We start from the raw sequence: 17,062 nt of genomic DNA on the forward strand, positions 1-17,062 counted from the left end.
TCACTTCTCATTTGCATAAACAAGCTCGCAGGCCAGACCGGCCGCACAGCCGGGCACATCGACCTGTGTTTTGTCCATTGCGATTGGCGGCGCCACCAACGCCTGGAAACGCTGCGCGATCAGGGGCGACAATGTCGCCGCGCGACCGCAGAGGGCTACCGGCTTGGCTCCCACACGCGCTCTCAAGGCCAGCGCGAGCCGGGCCAGTTCCCCGCCCGCTTGTGTGAAGATGTCTGCCGCCATCGTATCACCGGCGTTTCCAGCCGTGGCGACGGCCCGTGCCAGTAGGCCGAGGCTCCCGCGGTCGCCGCCATAGACATGAGTGCGCACGGCATCCCAGGAAGCTCCGCCCAACGCCTGCGCCAGCGCATGACCGAGAGCGCTCTCCCAACCGGAGCCGGGGGCCTCGTCCTCACGGCGCAGCAAACGGCGCAAGGCTTCTGCCGCGATCCAGGCGGCGGAACCGGCGTCGTCGATCAGCACGCCGCGCCCACCGGCACGGATGATCTCGCCGTCGGCGGCGAGGTGGTAGCCGATCGAGCCCGTGCCGGAATAGACGATGATGCCTTCGCCGGGCTGGAAGCGGGCGCGATAGCCCAGCCACATGTCGTCGACGACGAGGATTTTGTCCTCCCGGCAGCCGAAGGCCGTTGCCAGGATTTCGGAGAAGACCGCTCGGACGGCGCTTTCCGGCCCGAGGCCGGTGACACCCGCGACGATGGCCGCCGGCTTGCCGATGCCAGCAAGCTCGGTTGCCAATCGCACGAAGATACCTGAGACCCTGTCGCGCTCGGCCTGCGTGAAGACATGGCCGGTCATCGGCTCCATTTCGCCGCGCGCCAGGATCGCGCCCGAGGAGGTGGACAGGCACCAGCGCGAGCCGGTGCCGCCCGTCTCGATGCCAAGGCCGAGCCCGTTGTCAGGCGCCGGCATGGCGGGCGAAGCGGCGGGTGATCTCGCGGGGATTGGTGATCGCGGTGCCGACCACGACCGCATGCGCGCCGGCGGTGAAGGCCAACTCCAATTGCTCCGGCTGTTCGAAGCGCCCTTCGGCGACGATCGGCACGGAAACGGCCTTGGCGAGCGCCTCGATCAGGGCGATGTCGGGGCCGAGCGCCTTCCGCGCTTCCGTCTCGGGCGTATAGCCGGAGAGCGTCGTCGCAATATAGCTCGCTCCGAGCGAGGCGGCTCGCACGCCATCCTCCAGCGTCGCGCAATCCGCGAAGACCGGCTTGTCCAGTTCGTCGCGGATGCGCGCGATCAGCCGGTCCAGTGGCTCGCCGTCGCGTGGCCTGTCGGTGGCGTCGACGGCGATGATATCGGCACCGGCCGCGGCGATCGCAGCGGCGCTGGCGAAATCCGGCGTGATATAGACCGGAAAGCGGTCGTCCCAGCGCTTGAGGATGCCGATGATCGGCAGGCGGCTTGCGGCGCGGATCGCGGCGATGTCGGCCGGGCCGTTGGCGCGCAAGGCGAGCGCGCCGCCCTGTTCGGCCGCCTCAGCCATCGCCGCCATGAAAGCGGGGCCGTGCAGGGGATTGTCGGCCCGCGCCTGACAGGAGACGGCGAGGCTGCGATGCGGGATCAGGGGCTCTGCTGTCACTTCACCGCTCCGGCGGTCATGCCGCGGATGAACTGGCGCGACATCAGGATGTAGACGAGGGTCAGCGGCAGGGCCGCGATGGTGAGGCCTGCGAAAAGCATGCCCCAGTCGGTGGTGTATTCGCCCATGAAGACCGAGAGGCCTTGCGGCAGGGTTTTTCGGGCATCGGTCTGGATGAAGACCAGTGGGAAGAAGAAGTCGTTCCAGGTCGGCACGGCGTTCTGGATCGCGGCGATCATCATCGGCGGGATCGAGAGCGGCAGCATGATCGAGAACATGATGCGCGGCTCGGAGGCGCCGTCGATGCGGGCGGCTTCCTCCAGCTCCACCGGCAGCGTGCGCAGGAAGCCGGTCATGATGAAGATCGTCGAGGGCAGGCCCATCGCCGTATAGATCAGGATCAGGCCGAGCCGGGTGTCGAGCAGCCCGAAATCCCGCATCTGCAGGAAGAGCGGGATGACCGCGAGCTTGAGCGGCAGCATCAGCCCGGCGAGGAAGAACATGAAGATCGCGGAGTTACCAGGGAAGCTGTAGCGCGCCAGGCCATAGGCGCCCATCGTGCCGAGAACCAGCGTCAGCAGGATCGAGGTGCCGGTGATGACGACGGAGTTGACGAAATAGCCGGGCAGGCTGGTCTCGCCCCAGATCCGCGTGAAATTCTCGACATAGGTGAAGTCCGGCAGGGAGAACGGTGCGTCGAAGATTTCCGCCGTCGTCTTGAAGGCCGAGAAGACCATGATGACGATCGGATAGAGCATCAGCACGGTGTTGCCGATCAGGAGCGCGGCAGCGATCAGGCTGCCGGCGCTGCTGCGCGGGAAGAGCGGGTCGTTGGTTGCGGCGTGAGACGTCACAGCGCGATCTCCCGCTTGCGCAAATACTGGGTGATGACGGTCGCGACCGCCGCGATGAACATGAACATCAGCACGGCCAGCGCGTTGCCGTGGCCGAAATCCTGCAGGCCCGCACTCTGGTTCCCGAAGGCGGTGCGGTAGAAATACAGGCCAAGCACGTCGGTCGAGCCATAGGGCGAGCCGTCCAGCCCCGCCATGATGTAGGGCAGCTCGAACCAGTTGAACGCGCCGATGAAGAGCAGGGTCAGCGTGATCGTGGTCGAAGGCGTCACCAGCGGCCAGACGACGCGAGTCAGCATCTGCCAGCCGTTGCAGCCGTCGAGCTTGGCGGCCTCGAGGATCTCACGGGGAATGCGCTGAATGCCGGCGAGGTAGACCAGCGCCGGAAAGCCGACCCAGTGCCAGGCATTGGCGAGGACGAGCGCGGGCAGGGCGGTTGTCTCCTGGCCAAGCCAGGGCTGGCGCAGGTTGCCGAGGCCGGCCATGTCCAGGAACTGGTTTATCAGCCCGAAATTCGGATCGAGGAACAGCTTCCAGAGGAAGCCGACCAGCACGGTCGACAGGATGACCGGCATGAAGATGGCGACGCGGTGGAAGCGGAAGCCGAAGGGCTCGCGATAGATGAACCAAGCAAGCAGGAAGCCGACGCTGTTCTGCACCACGAACAGCGCGAAGAAGACGAAGAGGTTATGGCGAAAGGCGCGCCAGGTCAGCACCGCGAAATGCTCGCCGAACAGCACGTCTGCGAAGTTCTTGAGGCCGATGAACTCGCCCTGCGCCATGCCGTCCCAGCGATAGAAGGCGGCGCTCAGGGCCGAGAGCAGCGGCCAGACCACGAAGGTCAGCATGATCGCGAGCGGCGGCAGGATCAGGAAGGCGATCCAGGCCGCGCGCCTGCGTCTTTCGCGGTTTCTGTAGTCCGTCTGCATCGGCTCCGGTCCTCGGGATGCGCCGGGGAGGCGAGCGGCGGCTGCACGGGACCAGCGCTCACGGCCGAGAGGCCGTGAGCGTCAGGCGGGCGCCGTCGCTGTCGCGCTTACTTCTTGAAGGGCGCGTAGTAGGTCGCGATGCCCTTGGTGATCTCGGCGCCGACCTCGGCCGGCGTCGCCTTGCCGGCGAGCATCTTCTGCACGCCCGACTGCAGCAGCACCGAGCCGGTCGGCTCCTGATAGCGGAAATTGACCAGCATGATGTAGGACATCGCGCTCTGGTTCAGCGCCGCGACCTCCTTCAGCAGCGGGTTCTCGAAGGCCACGCCCTTGATCGGCGAGATGTTCTGCAGATCGTTCGAGAAGGCCGTGCCGAATTCAGGCGTGCCGAGGAAGCGCAGGAATTTCAGCGCAGCGTCCTTGTTCTTCGATGCCGCGTTGATGGCGTAGCCGCCATCATAGTAGAGCGCGACCAGCCGCGGATCGCCGGCCTTGGCGACCGGCGAGGCGAAGAGACCGAGCTTCAGCTTGGGGTTCTGGCGCAGGAAATTGGCGATTTCGAAGGAGCCCCCGGCAAACATCGCGGCACGGCCGGCAGCGAAGAGCTGCTGCGAGGCGGCGTAGTCGACGCCCGAGAAGTTCGGCGCGAAATAATCCTTGATCTCGTTGAGCTTGGTCAGCGCGCCGACGAAGCGGGCATCGGTGAAATCGGCCTTGCCGGCGAGCACGTCCTGCTCGAACTGCTTGCCGATCTGCGAGGACAGAAGCGCGCCGACGATGGTCTCGTTCTGCCAGGCCGTCGCGGTGCCGTTGCCGAAGGGGTTGATGCCCTTTTCCTTCAGCGTCTTCGAGACGCTGACGAGTTCGTCCCACGTGTTCGGCGGCGTGACGCCGGCCTTCTCGAACAATTCCTTGTTGTAGATGATCAGCATGGTCTGCGAGGCGAAGGGCACGGCATAGAGCTTGCCGTCGGCGCGCATCGTCTCGGCGGCGATCGCCGAATCCGGGAAGTTGGCGAATTCCGGGATCATCGCCTTGTCGAGGGGCACGAGATAATCCGGCTTGCCGACGCCGAGCGTGCCATAGGCGCGGACCTGGACGATGTCCGGCCCCGTGCCGCCGGCGAGCGCGGTCGACAGCACCGTGTTGTAGTTCGCGGCCTCGAAGGCCTCGAACTTCACGTTGATGTCGGGGTGCTGCTTGCGGAAGGCCGCTATGAACTTGGCGTAGGCTGCCTTGTCCTCCTGGCGCCAGCTCCACAGCGTCAGGTCTTCCGCCTTTGCCGGAGCGGCGAAGGCGGTGGCGGCGGCGAACAGCGTCAGCGCCAGCTTGCCAAGCGTCCGCCTGACGATCGATTTGGTCTGGATTCCGGCCAACATTGTCACTCTCCCTCGTTGTCCTGGTCGCCTTATGACGACTTTTCGATAGCGTTGCCGTACAACTCCGGCGACACGACGAGCGCGGTCGCATCGTCATGGATCTTGACGCGCCTGTAGCGCTCCGCTTGCGGGTCCGCGCTTTCTAATTGGCGGAGTTCGGCGATGACGCCATCCGTCCCCATGTGCTTGACCGCGTCCATCAATGCGCGGTCGTCGTGATGCGCGATGACGTCGACGAGCCGCATGAAACCGTCGGATGCGAGCAGGACGGTCGCGGTCGGCGAAATGCTTCCCGAAAACAGGCGCAGGCCCTGCGTCCAGCTCAGGCCGGGATTGATCGCCCAATAGCCGCCGGGGCGATTGAGCGAGCGCCGGTTGCGCAGGATCTGCGCCAGCGCCTTCGGCGAGATCACCTCGCCGGGCAGATGGCCGTCTTCGGTCGCCGCCGCGATGGTCCGGGCCTCGAAAGGGTTGCTGGAGGGATCGGTCCAGCGCTCGATCCGGTCGCCGTCCTGGATCAGGATGGAGACATCGCCGATCACGGTGGCTTCGAGGCGACAGGCCTGCCCGTCACCGACGAGCCGGGCGAGGCCGAGCACGGCGGATGGTCCTTCGCCGGCCTCGCGCTCCGGGTGGCCCTGTCCGAGCGTGGCGTAGTCCAGCCGCAGTTGCTGTTCGAGCGCTGCCGCCCAGTCGGGGAAGGCGATGTCGTCGGGCGGGTTGGCCCGCAGGATTTCATCGATCCGGCGCACGAGCCAGGCGCCCTCCGATTCCGCGGTGGTCCGGGCGGCGCCGGTGAAGAAAGCGGAGCCGTCGACGATCCAGGCGCATGCACCGGCGGCGCCGGCGATATCCTCGTTATAGGCGGCGCTCCCCTTCTCGCTGGCCTGCGAGATCACGCGCCAGACCGGTCCGGCCGCGCGAGCTGCCGATGCGGGGCACTCGATCGCCACTGAAACGAACTCCTCGCTCTGCACCGTTCAGGATGCTCCTCACCTGTCGCGCCTGATGTATATCGTTATATAGACCAATATAGAACCAATTCTGCCTGTACAAGCTGAAATCTGGCATGGCGGGGGTCGGCGCCCGGCATGCCATTGTGCGTTTCGGCCACCGGAATGCTGGCTTTGCAAGCCGTCCGCCCCTTCATGATAACGGATGGGCCTTGCCGGAAGTGGTTTGCCTGTGGCTTTCCACCCTTGACGGTGCCGGATGACAGGCCTGACACCGTGTTGCGAGAGTCAGATCGGCTATCCCGATTCTGGACTGGCCCTCACAACGGAGACCATCGACCATGGGAAGGCATGTCGCCATCGCCGCGCTGGCCGCGGTTGCTGTTCTCGGCGCTGCCGGAAGCGCGCTCGCTGCCAATTCATGCCGTCCGACGCGAGACGGCAAGGACCGGATGGAGATGTCTGGCGGTTGCCCGAGCGGCTATGTCGTGCGGGGCGCCTGCTGCGAGTCCGTGCGGCCGATCCAGCAACCGAGCGGCGCGAAGGCCTGCCCGCCCGGCATGATGGTCCGGCTCGGCGCTTGCGTCCCGATTCCGTGAGGTTGCGGCTGCCGGGCGCGGGGAACTTTCCTGCGCCTTGCAGCCTGTTTCACGAATTGGCGGAAGCTGCAAAATTTGGAGTGGGAACGAGGTCCGGCAGGTGGGTCGTTCGGCTGGGAGCCGCGAGGGAAGCGCACGTCGGGCAGCGTAAATCGCTGCGTTTGGCACGATTGCCTACGTTACGGGCCTGATGCCTCGGGCTGGAACGCTTTGTGCTTGGGGCGCGGCAGTTTCCTTACGAGAATCATCGCCATGGCTGCAGCCTGCTCCGCCGGACTCGATACGGGGTTCGCAACGCTCGATTTCGGACAGATCATCGTGCTCGGGTTGGTCCAGGGCGTCACCGAGTTGCTGCCGATCTCCTCGACGGCGCATATGCGGGTGGTGCCGGCCTTGCTCGGCTGGCCTGATCCGGGATCGGCCTTTTCGGCACTGATGCAGCTCGCTGCACTGGCGGCCGTGGTCAGCTATTTCAGGCGCGATATCGGCAGCATGGCCGGAGGCGCTCTGGACGGGCTCAGGACGCGCCAGTTCACCGTGGGGCCGAGCCGGCTGGCGCTCGGCGTCATCATCGCGACGGTTCCGATCGTCGTGGCCGGCGTGGCGCTGGCGCCCCTGCTCAATCGCTGCGGATCGCCTTTGCGCTCGCTCGGCGTGATCGGCGCGGCGTCGCTGGTCATGGCGCTGCTGCTTGCGGCGACGGAATGGTTCGCGAGCCATCGGCGTACGGTCGAGCAGGCGGGCTTCCGGGATTTCCTGCTGGTCGGCCTGGCCCAGGTCGGTGCCCTGATCCCTGGGGTGTCGCGCTCCGGTTCGACCCTGACGGCTGCGATGGGGCTCGGCTTCAAGCGTGCCGAGGCGGCGCGGCTCTCGTTCCTGCTCGGCCTGCCGGCCATCGCGCTGGCGGGACTGAAGGAGGCGTGGGAGATCGCGCGAGCCGGAATCGACGGTCATGCGATGGCGCTTCTGGTCGTCGGCCTGATCGCCGGCTCGCTCGCGTCCTTCGTCGCGATCTCGGCGCTGATGCGCTACCTTGAGCGGATGTCGAGCTGGGTCTTCGTGATCTATCGCGCCGGCATGGGCATCTTTCTGCTTTGGGCAGTCGCGACCGGCTGGCTCTCCTAGCTCCCTGGAGCATTTCATGCACCTTATCGTCGATACGCTCGACAGGGGGCTGGAGCGGCTTTGCCTGGCGGCCCGGTGGCTCGCCTTGCCGCTGGTGCTGTTGCTGTTCCTGCAATGGCCGTTGCGCGATCTGGTCAAGGGCTGGTCGCGGGAGGCGAACGATCTCGGCCAATGCGTCTTCGCCCTCTATGTCGCGGTGTCGCTGACGGCGGCGACACGCTCCGGCGCGCATCTGGCGAGCGACGCCCTGGCGCATCGCCACGGACCGCGATTGCGGCGGGCATTGGATGCGGGGCTGATCGTGTTCGGGCTGCTGCCCTGGTCCCTGTTCCTGCTGATCGTTGGCTGGCCGGCATTGTTGGGGAGCCTGCGCGTCCTTGAATCCTTCCCGGATACCGGCAATCCCGGCTATTTCCTGATCCGCGCCTCGGGTTTCATCCTGGCGGCGCTCGTCTTCGTCTCCGGCCTGCTCGCCCTGCTGCGGAGGCGCGCATGAGCCAGTGGATCGGCCTTGCCATGCTTGCCGGCGTCGCGCTGGGCGCGATGGCGACGGGACTGCCCGTCTGGGGCGTCCTGGTCAGCCTCGCCACCATGGGCGCAGCGGCATCAGTCGTGCTCGATCCTTCCACGGGGGCGGTCCTGGCAGCGCTGCCGAGCCGGCTCGTGGGGCTGCTGGAATCAGACCTGCTGCAGGCACTGCCGCTTTTCGTCTTCATGGGCGCCCTGCTGAACCGGTTGCCACTCGCCCGGATCCTGTTCCGCGCGGCGCTGCGTCCTTTCGGTGGCGCGCGCGGTGCGACGTTGGCGCTGGGCGCTATCCTGGGGCCGATGAACGGGTCCGTCAGCGCCAATGCGATCGCGCTGACGCGTGCGATCGAGCCGGCTCTGGCCGAGCATGAGGTCGGGCCGGCCGAAAGCGTCGCCTTGCTGACCGTTGCCAGCACGCTGGGCGTGCTCGTGCCGCCATCGCTTGTCCTGATCCTGCTGGGCGATGCGATGATGGCTGCCCACACCATCGCGCTGAACGCGACCGGCCGCGTCGATCGCATCATCAACACGCAGGATGTCTTCCGTGGCGCCCTGCTGCCGGCAGGGCTCTTCCTGGCGGCCTGCCTGATCCTGGCGTTCCTGCGCCGGGAGCCGGGCCGGCGCCTTCCGGCTCCGACGCTGGGCGAAGCGGCGCTCGCGCTGCTCACCGTCGGCTTCATCGGCGGCCTGCTCGTCGGTGTCGCGCTTGGCTATTTCTACGCGGTCGAGGCGGCAGCGATGGGAGCCGTGGGCTTGGTGACCGCGGGGTCGCTGAGCCGGCAGCTCGACCTGCCGCGCCTGAAGGCCGCGCTCGACGACACCCTGTCGATGACCGGTGCGCTGATGGCGCTGCTGGTGGCGGCGACGACCTTCACCCTTGTCTTTCGCGTGCTCGGGAGCGACCGGCTCGTCGCCGGCTGGATGGAGGCGGTGCCCGGCGGGCCTCTCGGGATTCTGGGTGCGGGGCTCGGCCTGATCTTCCTCGCCGCTTTCGTGCTCGACGCCTTCGAGATCATCTTCGTGCTGGTGCCGATCCTGCTGCCGCCGATCCTGATGCGGGTCGAGGATGCGCAATGGGTCGCCGTCCTGACGCTGCTCGTCCTTCAGACGAGCTTCCTGCTGCCGCCGCTGGGCTATGCGCTGACGATGACCCGCGCGGCCGCGACGCGGCGTGCGACGCTGCGGGCGGTGATGAAGTCGCTGATCCCCTTCATCCTCGTGCAGCTCGTCGTGACCGCGGCGGTCATAGGCTGGCCGGCGCTGGTGCACTGGGGGCAGCAAGCGCCTGCTGCCGTCGCAGCGCCCTCCGAGGCAGAAGTCACGCGCCGCCTGCGGGAGATCGCCATACCTTCCGACCTGCTGGAGATCGCGCCTCCCAAGTTTTGACATCCGCTTGCCCGCGTGGCTTTCGGGGAGCCTGCGTGACGGTGAGATGAAACTGTCACGGTCATGGCTGACATCGCGCGCGTCGCGCCGGAGATTCAGATGCGTTTCGTCCAGACCTTCGAGCTCGTTCCATTTCTCGACACCTGCATCAGCTTGCTCGCAGCCTTCGTGCTGGGCGCGCTCATCGGAGCCGAGCGCCAATACCGCCAGCGCACTGCGGGATTGCGGACGACGGTTCTGGTGGCGGTCGGCGCCGCCGCCTTCGTCGATCTTGCGATGCGGCTTGCCGGCGCGGACGGCGCCATCCGTGTGATCGCCTATGTGGTGTCGGGCATCGGCTTTCTCGGCGCCGGCGTCATCATGAAGGAAGGCATGAATGTCCGCGGACTCAACACGGCGGCGACGCTGTGGTGCTCGGCCGCGGTCGGGGCCTGCACTGGCGCCGACATGATCGCGGAGGCGACTTTGGTGACGGTCTTCGTGATCGCCGGCAACACGTTGTTGCGGCCGCTGGTCAATGCGATCAACCGCATCCCGCTCAACGAACGCGCCCTGGAGGCGACCTATGAGGTCGTGGTGACGACCAGCGCGGCTGCGCTCGCGGCGACGCGCGACACGCTCATCGAGCAGCTGGAAGCGGCGCAGTATCCGGTCAGCGACGTGACCACGATCGAACGCAGCGACGATGCCGTGGATATCGTCGCCCGGCTCATCAGCACGGCGGTCGACCGTCGTGAACTCGATCATGTGGTCGAGAAGCTGGAGCGGGTGCCGGCCGTCTCGCATGCCACCTGGGAGAGCAGTACCACGGACTGAGAGCCTCTGGCGAAAGCCAGGGTGATGGCATAGAGGCAAGCTCCATGAGCCAGACCCGTCGCCCTGACTATCCCGAGACCGAGAACCCTACGGGGGCGGTCGTCGGGCTCTCGACAGCAGGCCAGGTGGCCCTCGTGCTGCTTCCCGTGGCGATGTGGCTCGCGAATCGATCCGCACCGCTGATGCTCGGGATCGCAGCCCTCGCATTCGTTCTCGCCGCCGCGATGTCGCCTCAGGCTGGCGGCATGACCGCGCGCCTGCGCCGGATGCTGACGACGCCGCTGGGTTTGACTCTTGCCGCCTTTCTGGCCTGGGCGCTCGTCTCGATCCTGTGGAGCCATGATCGGCATGGGTCGCTCAGAGCATGGGGAGAGCTTGTGCTGCCGGTCGGCCTGACGCTCGCCATCGCCGCGTCCGGGCGATTTGCGCCGCGTCCGGCCTGGCTGCGGGGATTGGCGCTCGCGATCATTCTGGCCTGTGTGCTGTCGATCATCGAACTCGTATCCGGCCTCTCGCAACGGGCGGCGCTCGGTATCGGCAAGCAGTTCGGCTTCGTCTTCAATCGACCGGCGATCACGGCAGTCGTCCTGGCTGTGCCGGTCGTCCATGGCCTCTGGTGGTTGCCGGAGGCTCGTTGGTCCGACCGTCTCCTTGCCGTCGTGCTGGCGCTTGCCGTCGCCGCCTTGGCCCTGAAGTCGGAAAGCGCCTCGGCGCGCCTTGGTGTTGCCGTCTGCGTGATCTGCTGGCTTCTGGCGGCTTGCCTGCCGCGCTTGACGATGACTGCGGTGGCTGCCGCCTTCGTCGTCACGATGGCAATGGCGCCGATGCTCGGCATTGCCGCGACGAACTGGCTCCCCTCGCAGATTCTCAACCGTTTCGCGGTGATGACCGGACAGGCGCGCATCGACATCTGGGTGAGCTTCGGCGAGCTGGTGCGGGCCAGCCCCTTGTGCGGGGCGGGGTTCGGCACCTCGGCCACCATGCATCTGCACTCCCTGGCGAACGCCGTCTCCCCCGAGCATCGGCAGTTGCTCGCCGTCGGTCATCCCCATGACATGCCGCTGCAGGCCTGGGCCGAAACCGGCGTTATCGGCGTCGGCCTTCTGACTCTCGCAGGCCTGCTTCTGCTGCTGCGGTTGAGACGGCAGCCGGCCGCGGAGATGGCGCCGCGCCTCGCCTTGTTCGCCGGAGCCTTCGCGATCTCGGTCGTCGGTCATGGCGCATGGCAGGGCTGGTGGATCGCCGTGCTGGGGGGTGCGATCCTGTGGTTCGGTTCGTCCGAGCTGCGGGGCTTGCGGAGGGCGTAAGCCTCCCTTTCGCACCGTCGGGGTTGCGATCGTCAGCCCGGCGCGGCAAAGATAGGCGCATGATCAGGATTTCGATTGCCGCCAGCCTGGTTGCCGTTCTGGCCGCCGGCTGTGTCTCATCCCGGCCCCAGCCTGCTCCGCAGCCTGCGGCTTCCCCGGCCAAGCGCATCGTTCGCGATGGTGCGCAACTGGTCTTGCCGGACGGCACGCGGGTCTCCCCGGACTATACCGGGGGCTTCACCCTGCCGAACGGCGATTACGTGAAGCGTGAGCGCGGCGCGCTGGTGTTACCCACCGGCGCACGCTGCCAGCCCGACCCGAGCGGCTATATCTGCCCTTAAGGCTGACGACGCCTATTCCTGGCCGGCTGGTTTTCCAGCCGGCATCGGAAAGGCCGGCCCGAGCTACGCCGCGTCGGATTCCTGCTTCCGCTTCTTCGCCGTTCCGCTGGAGCCGTCATCGTCCTCCAGGACGTGATTGTGGCTTCGGAAGGCCCAGATTTCCTTGGCGGCTTCCCAGTGCTCGCGGTCGCGGCCTTCGGGCTGGCCTTCCTTGAGCCAGAGCGCGTAGGCGATCTTCCGGATCTCGTGCTGGGTCTTGTCGTCCTGCTGCATGTCTCGTCTCCATGATCGTTCCCCGATGCGCATCGGGGAATCCTGGCTTGAGAGGGCACCGGCTTGGCCGGGCAGGGGAACAACCTTGAAGAGAGGCGTGCTGTTCCCGCGCGGATGAAAGATCGCGCGGTCAGGCTCAGGCCTTCGCCACCGCCGTTCCAGAGCTCTCCGGCATCTCCGCCTTCGACGGCAGGGGGCGACGCGCATAGCGCTGGGCCAGGACGGCGCAGGCGAAGAGCTGGGCCTGATGGAACAACATCAATGGCAGCACGATCAGGCCGAGCGCCTGGCCGGGAAAGAGGATGTTCGCCATCGGGATGCCGCTCGCCATGCTCTTTTTCGAGCCGCAGAAGACGATGGCGATCTCGTCCTCCTTGGAAAAGCCGAGCCGGCGACTGACGAATGTGGTGATTGCCAGGACCGCAGCCAGCAGGACGACGTCCAGCGCGATGACGAGGCCGAGATCGGCGAGCGTGACCTGGGACCAGATGCCGGCGACCATGCCCTCGCTGAAGGCGGCATAGACGACGAGCAGGATCGAGCCGCGATCGACCAGCGAGATCGGCGACTTGTGGCGGTGCAGGAAGGGGCCGATCCAGCGGCGCAGCAATTGTCCGACGACGAAGGGCAGCAGGAGCTGCAGCGCGATGCTCTCGACGGCGCGGGCGCTGAAGCCGCCGCCGTTGCTGTTGAGCAGCAGAACCACCAGCAGCGGTGTTATCACCATGCCGAACAGGTTGGAGACCGAGGCGCTGCACAGGGCCGCCGCGACATTGCCCCGTGCGATCGAGGTGAAGGCGATCGAGGACTGGACGGTCGAAGGCAGGATGCAGACGAAGATCAGGCCGGCGATCAATTCGGACGGCAGGTAGCCACCGAAGATGCGGGTGAGCAGCAGGCCGAGCAGCGGAAACAGCACATAGGTGCTGGCGAAGACCAGCGATTGCAGGCGCCAATGCAGCAGGCCTTCCCAGACGGCCTGCGGCGATAGCCTGGCGCCGTAAAGGAAGAACAGCAGGGCGACCGCGACCGAAACGGCATCGTTTGCGACTTCCGCGCCGACGCCATGGGCCGGAAAGATGGCCGCGACAGCGACCGTCGCCATGAGCGCGATCAGATAGGGGTCGATGCCGAAGCGGGCGAGGGTGCGGCGGAGCATCTGCGGTCCTTCTGGTGAGGTCCAGCCTTGTAATCCTTTCCGCGCTTATTTTGATCCCGATTGCCGGTGATATCGGCTATTATGAATCATGATGCCGGATTCTGACCCGAAGCCGTTGGACCCTGTGCTGCTGCAAAGCTTCCTCAAGGTCTGCGAGACGCTGAGCTTCACCGAAGCCGCGCGGCAGCTCGGCCTGCGGCAATCCTCGGTCAGCCAGCATGTGGCGCGGCTGGAGAAGCGGCTCGGGCGGCGCCTGCTGCAACGCGACACGCATCAGGTTCGTCCGACCCCCGATGGGGACGCGATCCTGCCCTTCGCGCGGCAGGCGCTCGAGGCCGGTCAGAGGATCGAGCGCTATCTCGCGGGCTCGACCTTGCGCGGGCGGCTCAGGCTCGGGGTTTCCGAGGATTTCGCCTATACGGCGCTGCCGGAGATTCTGGCCGCCTTCGCCATGCAACACCACGCGGTCGACCTGGAATTGACGGTGGGCCTGAGCGGCCTGCTCTACGAGCAATACGATGCGGGCGATCTCGATCTGATCTTCGCCAAGCGCCGCAAGGGCGACGCGCGCGGCGAGGTCGCCTGGCAGGAGCGCCTCGTCTGGGCCGGCCGGCCGGGCACCGGGCTCGCCGAGCAGCCGGTGGTGCCTCTCGTGCTCTATCCGCCGCCGAGCATCACGCGCGTCCACGCCATCGAGACCCTGGAACGGGCCGGGCGGGCCTGGCGCGTCGCCTGCACCAGCGGCAGCCTTGCAGGCCTGCGCGCTGCGACCGTCGCGGGGCTCGGCATCACCGCGCATTCGGCCCGGCTGATCCCGCAGGGCCTAGCCGAGGTCGAGCCGCGCGAGGCGCTGCCGCCGCTCGGGACCATCGAGTTCATCGTCATTGGCGGCCAGTCGCATCAGGCGGCGGCACGGGCGCTCGCCGACAGCATCCTGGCGAGTGCGGGGCGCCTCATGCCCGAGATACCGATGCGTCCAAGGGCATCTTAAAAGACTTTGTGAACTATGCTTCAAGCCTGGGCCGGTTTCTGCGCCGAAAATGGCACCGATCCAGCGACAAGGCGCAAATATCCTTCCGTTGTTGTCAAATAGTAAGGAAAGCCACTGTATTCAGGCAGGACTTCGTTCGGGGGGACGAATGCCAGCCACACTCCTATTCATCACGACGTTGCGTCGTCATGTCGCCATCGTGGCGATCCTTACATTCGGCGGGGCTATGCTCGTCAGCGATACCACGAAAAACCGTCTCGATATGGACGGCGTGGCCATCTTCGCAGAATATCTCGGGATAGCGATCTGGTGCCTGGCCAGCCTCTACGCGATCTATCGGCTGGCATGGCTGGCCATCGTCGCGCGCGACCCTTCACCGTTCAAGACCTTCCTGAAACCTTACAAGGGCTTCCTGCTGGACGGTCCGCGCATGGCGAATTTCGCCGTCGCGCTAGCCGCCATCTTCGTTTTCGTCGCCGGATTCGGCGTCCTCAAGGGGGCGATCGCGCTGCTCAATCCATTCCGATGGGATGTCACATTCGCGGATATCGATCGCTGGCTGCATTTCGGCCGCCTGCCGCATGAGTATTTCTGGTGGTTGATCGAATGGCCGGCGGCGATATTCTTCGTCAACCTCTGCTATAATCTGTGGTACTTCATCATGATCGGCACGATTTTCATCGTTGCCGCCGCGCGGGAGGATACGCCTCTGCGCCAGCAATATCTGATCAGCTTCATGTCGATCTGGCTCGTCGCGGGCTTCTTCGTCGCCACCATCTTCTCGTCCGCGGGCCCCTGCTTCTTCGAGGATCTCGGCCTGGGCTATCGATACAAGCCGCTCATGGATGCTCTCGAGCATTCGTCCGAAGCCTGGCCCATCTGGGCGCTGAAGACGCAGGACATGCTTTGGGAGGGCTACAAGCACCAGCGGGCCGGCTCGCTGGGGATCAGCGCCTTTCCCTCTCTCCATGTCGCTACGTCGGTCCTCTTCGCCTTGTACTACAGCGAGCGCTGGAAGATCGTCGGGATCCTCATGTGGATCTTTGCCGCGATCATCATGGTCGGCTCGGTCGTTCTCGGCTGGCATTATGCGATCGATGGCTATGCCGGCGCTGCCCTCAGCTGGAGCATCTGGCACCTCGTCGGACTGCATACGCAGCGCAAGGCCATTGCCGTCGAAGCCATCGTCCAGCCAGCCTGACGATGGTCGGTGACGGCTCCGTGGTCGCCTTTCCAGCACCCCGACAGGCCAGAAGGCCTGCCCGGATGATGCGTGTGAAGATAACGTTCGCGCGAGTCTGAATGCGTCAGATCGCCATCCGATGCGACAGTGTCTTCACCGTCATGTAGTGGGCGAGGCCTTCGGCGCCGCCCTCTCGCCCGTAGCCGCTGTCCTTGACGCCTCCGAAGGGCACCTCGGCGACGGAAGCCTCCAGCGTGTTGATCGAGACGTTGCCGGCCTCGATACCCTCTGCGAGCTGGTCGGCGCGGGCGGCGGAATGGGTGAAGCCATAGGCGGCGAGGCCGAAGGGCAGGGAATTGGCCTTCTCGATCGCTTCCTCGACCGAGCGGACGGGGTTGATAATCGCCATCGGACCAAAGGGCTCCTCGCGCAATGCGCGGGCGTCGTCCGGCAATTCGGTGAGGACGGTCGGCGGGAAGAAATAGCCGCGATTGCCGAGGCGCTCGCCACCGGTCAATACGCGTCCGCCACGGGCGCGCGCGTCGGCGGTCAAAGCCTCCAGCGCCTCGATACGGCGATGGTTGGCGACCGGGCCCATCCCGGTACCGGCGTCGAGCCCATTGCCGACCGTCACGGTCCTGGCCTTCTCGACGAAAGCCTTGGTGAAGCGCTCGTAGACGTCCTGCTGCACGAAGAAGCGCGTCGGAGAGGTGCAGACCTGCCCGGCATTGCGGACCTTGCGGGTGGCTGAGAGATCGGCCGCGGCGATGGGGTCGACATCGTCGCAGACGATCACCGGGGCATGGCCCCCGAGCTCCATCAGCACCGGCGTCATGTGACGCGCGGCGAGCTCCGAGAGATGCTTGCCGACGGCGGTCGAGCCGGTAAAGGCGACGAGGCGGGTCTGGGCCTGCGGGATGAGATAGCTCGAAATCTTCGCGGGCACGCCGAAGACGAGGTTGAACACACCGGGCGGTACGCCGGCATCATGCAGGGCGCGCGCGATATGGAGTGCGCCGGCCGGGGTTTCCTCGGCCGCCTTGATGATGATCGAGCAGCCGGCCGCCAGAGCGCCCGCGATCTTGCGGCAGGGCTGGCTCATCGGGAAATTCCAGGGTGAGAAGGCCGCGACCGTGCCGACCGGCTGGTGCATCACGACATAGCGGATGCCGGGTTCGCTTGGGATGACGCGGCCATAGGCGCGCTGGCCCTCGGCCGCATCCCATTCGAAGAACTCGCAGCCCCTGACGACTTCAAGCCGGGCCTGCGCCAGCGGCTTGCCGTGCTCCAGCGTGATCGCATGGGCGATCTCCTCGACGCGCTCGCGCATCAGCGCGGCGGCCTTCAGCATGATCTCGGCGCGAATGCGCGGCGCCATACGGCTCCAGAGCCGGAAGCCCTCGGCGGCAGCCGTCAGCGCATCGTCGAGATCGGCCTTCGAGGCGAGCGGCACCGCGCCGATGACGCTCTCGTCGGCCGGGTTGAGCACCGGCTGCTCCTCCGCCGTCTTCCGCCAGGCGCCACCGATATAGAGCTTGAGATCGGGATAGGTCGTCATGGAAGCCTCGGCTGGCGATGCGTTCAGCGGTCTCTGCGCGGCGTTTGCGCCGGTCTCGAGATGGACAATAGGTGGCCG

18 protein-coding genes are annotated in these 17,062 nt (G+C 66.2%); 9 read left to right on the top strand and 9 right to left on the bottom strand.

Annotated elements, in window-relative coordinates; translation table 11 throughout:
• The 6 genes from Q0Q36_RS17480 to Q0Q36_RS17505 all read right to left on the bottom strand — a co-directional run bounded on the left by Q0Q36_RS17480 (window position 1) and on the right by Q0Q36_RS17505 (window position 5,742).
• A complete protein-coding gene (locus Q0Q36_RS17480; protein ID WP_293799794.1) occupies window positions 1–933 on the bottom strand; it encodes an N-acetylglucosamine kinase in 933 nt (310 codons plus the stop codon).
• A complete protein-coding gene (locus tag Q0Q36_RS17485; RefSeq protein ID WP_293799795.1) occupies window positions 920–1,603 on the bottom strand; it encodes a putative N-acetylmannosamine-6-phosphate 2-epimerase in 684 nt (227 codons plus the stop codon). The genes Q0Q36_RS17480 and Q0Q36_RS17485 overlap by 14 nt, the downstream gene beginning before the upstream one ends.
• Window positions 1,600–2,457, bottom strand: coding sequence for a carbohydrate ABC transporter permease (locus tag Q0Q36_RS17490; protein ID WP_293799796.1), 858 nt, complete (start codon window positions 2,455–2,457; stop codon window positions 1,600–1,602). The genes Q0Q36_RS17485 and Q0Q36_RS17490 overlap by 4 nt, the downstream gene beginning before the upstream one ends.
• Window positions 2,454–3,386 carry a carbohydrate ABC transporter permease gene (locus Q0Q36_RS17495; RefSeq protein WP_293799797.1) on the bottom strand — a complete coding sequence of 311 codons (933 nt, stop codon included), beginning with the start codon at window positions 3,384–3,386 and terminating at the stop codon, window positions 2,454–2,456. Before Q0Q36_RS17495 ends, Q0Q36_RS17490 begins: the two co-directional genes overlap by 4 nt.
• A gap of 107 nt (window positions 3,387–3,493) precedes the next feature.
• Window positions 3,494–4,765: an extracellular solute-binding protein gene (locus Q0Q36_RS17500; protein WP_293799798.1), complete on the bottom strand. Its 1,272-nt coding sequence runs from the start codon at window positions 4,763–4,765 to the stop codon at window positions 3,494–3,496.
• Window positions 4,766–4,794: 29 nt separating this feature from the next.
• A complete protein-coding gene (locus tag Q0Q36_RS17505) occupies window positions 4,795–5,742 on the bottom strand; it encodes a hypothetical protein (RefSeq protein WP_293799800.1) in 948 nt (315 codons plus the stop codon).
• 317 nt (window positions 5,743–6,059) lie between these two features.
• Here Q0Q36_RS17505 and Q0Q36_RS17510 point away from each other — a divergent pair, with 317 nt between their 5' ends.
• The 7 genes from Q0Q36_RS17510 to Q0Q36_RS17540 all read left to right on the top strand — a co-directional run bounded on the left by Q0Q36_RS17510 (window position 6,060) and on the right by Q0Q36_RS17540 (window position 11,820).
• On the top strand, window positions 6,060–6,317 hold the full coding sequence (locus tag Q0Q36_RS17510) for a hypothetical protein (protein WP_293799802.1): 258 nt from the start codon (window positions 6,060–6,062) through the stop codon (window positions 6,315–6,317).
• 252 nt (window positions 6,318–6,569) lie between these two features.
• Window positions 6,570–7,442 carry an undecaprenyl-diphosphate phosphatase gene (locus Q0Q36_RS17515; protein ID WP_293799804.1) on the top strand — a complete coding sequence of 291 codons (873 nt, stop codon included), beginning with the start codon at window positions 6,570–6,572 and terminating at the stop codon, window positions 7,440–7,442.
• 16 nt (window positions 7,443–7,458) lie between these two features.
• Window positions 7,459–7,938: a TRAP transporter small permease subunit gene (locus Q0Q36_RS17520; RefSeq protein WP_293799806.1), complete on the top strand. Its 480-nt coding sequence runs from the start codon at window positions 7,459–7,461 to the stop codon at window positions 7,936–7,938.
• Window positions 7,935–9,356, top strand: a complete 1,422-nt coding sequence (locus tag Q0Q36_RS17525) for a TRAP transporter large permease subunit (protein WP_293799808.1) — start codon at window positions 7,935–7,937, stop codon at window positions 9,354–9,356. The genes Q0Q36_RS17520 and Q0Q36_RS17525 overlap by 4 nt, the downstream gene beginning before the upstream one ends.
• A 99-nt stretch (window positions 9,357–9,455) precedes the next feature.
• The gene (locus tag Q0Q36_RS17530) at window positions 9,456–10,172 is read left to right on the top strand and encodes an MgtC/SapB family protein (protein WP_293799870.1); all 717 of its coding nucleotides are present in this window, start codon (window positions 9,456–9,458) and stop codon (window positions 10,170–10,172) included.
• A gap of 44 nt (window positions 10,173–10,216) precedes the next feature.
• Window positions 10,217–11,479, top strand: a complete 1,263-nt coding sequence (locus Q0Q36_RS17535; protein WP_293799810.1) for an O-antigen ligase family protein — start codon at window positions 10,217–10,219, stop codon at window positions 11,477–11,479.
• A 59-nt stretch (window positions 11,480–11,538) separates the two neighbouring features.
• Complete coding sequence (locus tag Q0Q36_RS17540) at window positions 11,539–11,820, top strand: hypothetical protein (protein WP_265056142.1); 282 nt, start codon at window positions 11,539–11,541, stop codon at window positions 11,818–11,820.
• A 63-nt stretch (window positions 11,821–11,883) separates the two neighbouring features.
• On the opposite strand, the gene Q0Q36_RS17545 is transcribed toward Q0Q36_RS17540, so the two are convergent.
• Together Q0Q36_RS17545 and Q0Q36_RS17550 are read right to left on the bottom strand one after the other, a co-directional pair.
• Entirely contained in the window at window positions 11,884–12,093 is a 210-nt protein-coding gene (locus Q0Q36_RS17545; RefSeq protein ID WP_293799813.1) for a DUF2934 domain-containing protein, read from the bottom strand.
• Window positions 12,094–12,229: 136 nt separating this feature from the next.
• Complete coding sequence (locus Q0Q36_RS17550; protein WP_293799815.1) at window positions 12,230–13,252, bottom strand: bile acid:sodium symporter family protein; 1,023 nt, start codon at window positions 13,250–13,252, stop codon at window positions 12,230–12,232.
• Window positions 13,253–13,340: 88 nt separating this feature from the next.
• Between Q0Q36_RS17550 and Q0Q36_RS17555 the strand changes: the two genes are divergently transcribed.
• Window positions 13,341–14,243 (top strand): LysR family transcriptional regulator, encoded by a 903-nt coding sequence (locus Q0Q36_RS17555; protein WP_293799817.1) that lies wholly within the window; start codon window positions 13,341–13,343, stop codon window positions 14,241–14,243.
• A gap of 49 nt (window positions 14,244–14,292) precedes the next feature.
• On the top strand, window positions 14,293–15,444 hold the full coding sequence (locus Q0Q36_RS17560; RefSeq protein ID WP_293799819.1) for a phosphatase PAP2 family protein: 1,152 nt from the start codon (window positions 14,293–14,295) through the stop codon (window positions 15,442–15,444).
• A 106-nt stretch (window positions 15,445–15,550) separates the two neighbouring features.
• On the opposite strand, the gene Q0Q36_RS17565 is transcribed toward Q0Q36_RS17560, so the two are convergent.
• Window positions 15,551–16,984, bottom strand: a complete 1,434-nt coding sequence (locus Q0Q36_RS17565) for an NAD-dependent succinate-semialdehyde dehydrogenase (protein ID WP_293799820.1) — start codon at window positions 16,982–16,984, stop codon at window positions 15,551–15,553.
• Window positions 16,985–17,062: the final 78 nt, after the last annotated feature.

Origin of the sequence: uncultured Allobosea sp., assembly GCF_945957345.1 — a bacterium.
Lineage (GTDB): Bacteria > Pseudomonadota > Alphaproteobacteria > Rhizobiales > Beijerinckiaceae > Allobosea.

What these genes read in the sequence shown, in the direction of transcription:
- Q0Q36_RS17530 (WP_293799870.1), top strand. Translation starts at nt 9,456, where the DNA reads ATGCGTTTCGTCCAGACCTTCGAGCTCGTTCCATTTCTCGACACCTGC.
- Q0Q36_RS17545 (WP_293799813.1), bottom strand. Translation starts at nt 12,093, where the DNA reads ATGCAGCAGGACGACAAGACCCAGCACGAGATCCGGAAGATCGCCTAC.
- Q0Q36_RS17480 (WP_293799794.1), bottom strand. Translation starts at nt 933, where the DNA reads ATGCCGGCGCCTGACAACGGGCTCGGCCTTGGCATCGAGACGGGCGGC.
- Q0Q36_RS17515 (WP_293799804.1), top strand. Translation starts at nt 6,570, where the DNA reads ATGGCTGCAGCCTGCTCCGCCGGACTCGATACGGGGTTCGCAACGCTC.
- Q0Q36_RS17565 (WP_293799820.1), bottom strand. Translation starts at nt 16,984, where the DNA reads ATGACGACCTATCCCGATCTCAAGCTCTATATCGGTGGCGCCTGGCGG.
- Q0Q36_RS17520 (WP_293799806.1), top strand. Translation starts at nt 7,459, where the DNA reads ATGCACCTTATCGTCGATACGCTCGACAGGGGGCTGGAGCGGCTTTGC.
- Q0Q36_RS17555 (WP_293799817.1), top strand. Translation starts at nt 13,341, where the DNA reads ATGATGCCGGATTCTGACCCGAAGCCGTTGGACCCTGTGCTGCTGCAA.
- Q0Q36_RS17550 (WP_293799815.1), bottom strand. Translation starts at nt 13,252, where the DNA reads ATGCTCCGCCGCACCCTCGCCCGCTTCGGCATCGACCCCTATCTGATC.
- Q0Q36_RS17540 (WP_265056142.1), top strand. Translation starts at nt 11,539, where the DNA reads ATGATCAGGATTTCGATTGCCGCCAGCCTGGTTGCCGTTCTGGCCGCC.
- Q0Q36_RS17495 (WP_293799797.1), bottom strand. Translation starts at nt 3,386, where the DNA reads ATGCAGACGGACTACAGAAACCGCGAAAGACGCAGGCGCGCGGCCTGG.
- Q0Q36_RS17500 (WP_293799798.1), bottom strand. Translation starts at nt 4,765, where the DNA reads ATGTTGGCCGGAATCCAGACCAAATCGATCGTCAGGCGGACGCTTGGC.
- Q0Q36_RS17560 (WP_293799819.1), top strand. Translation starts at nt 14,293, where the DNA reads ATGGCACCGATCCAGCGACAAGGCGCAAATATCCTTCCGTTGTTGTCA.
- Q0Q36_RS17525 (WP_293799808.1), top strand. Translation starts at nt 7,935, where the DNA reads ATGAGCCAGTGGATCGGCCTTGCCATGCTTGCCGGCGTCGCGCTGGGC.
- Q0Q36_RS17535 (WP_293799810.1), top strand. Translation starts at nt 10,217, where the DNA reads ATGAGCCAGACCCGTCGCCCTGACTATCCCGAGACCGAGAACCCTACG.
- Q0Q36_RS17510 (WP_293799802.1), top strand. Translation starts at nt 6,060, where the DNA reads ATGGGAAGGCATGTCGCCATCGCCGCGCTGGCCGCGGTTGCTGTTCTC.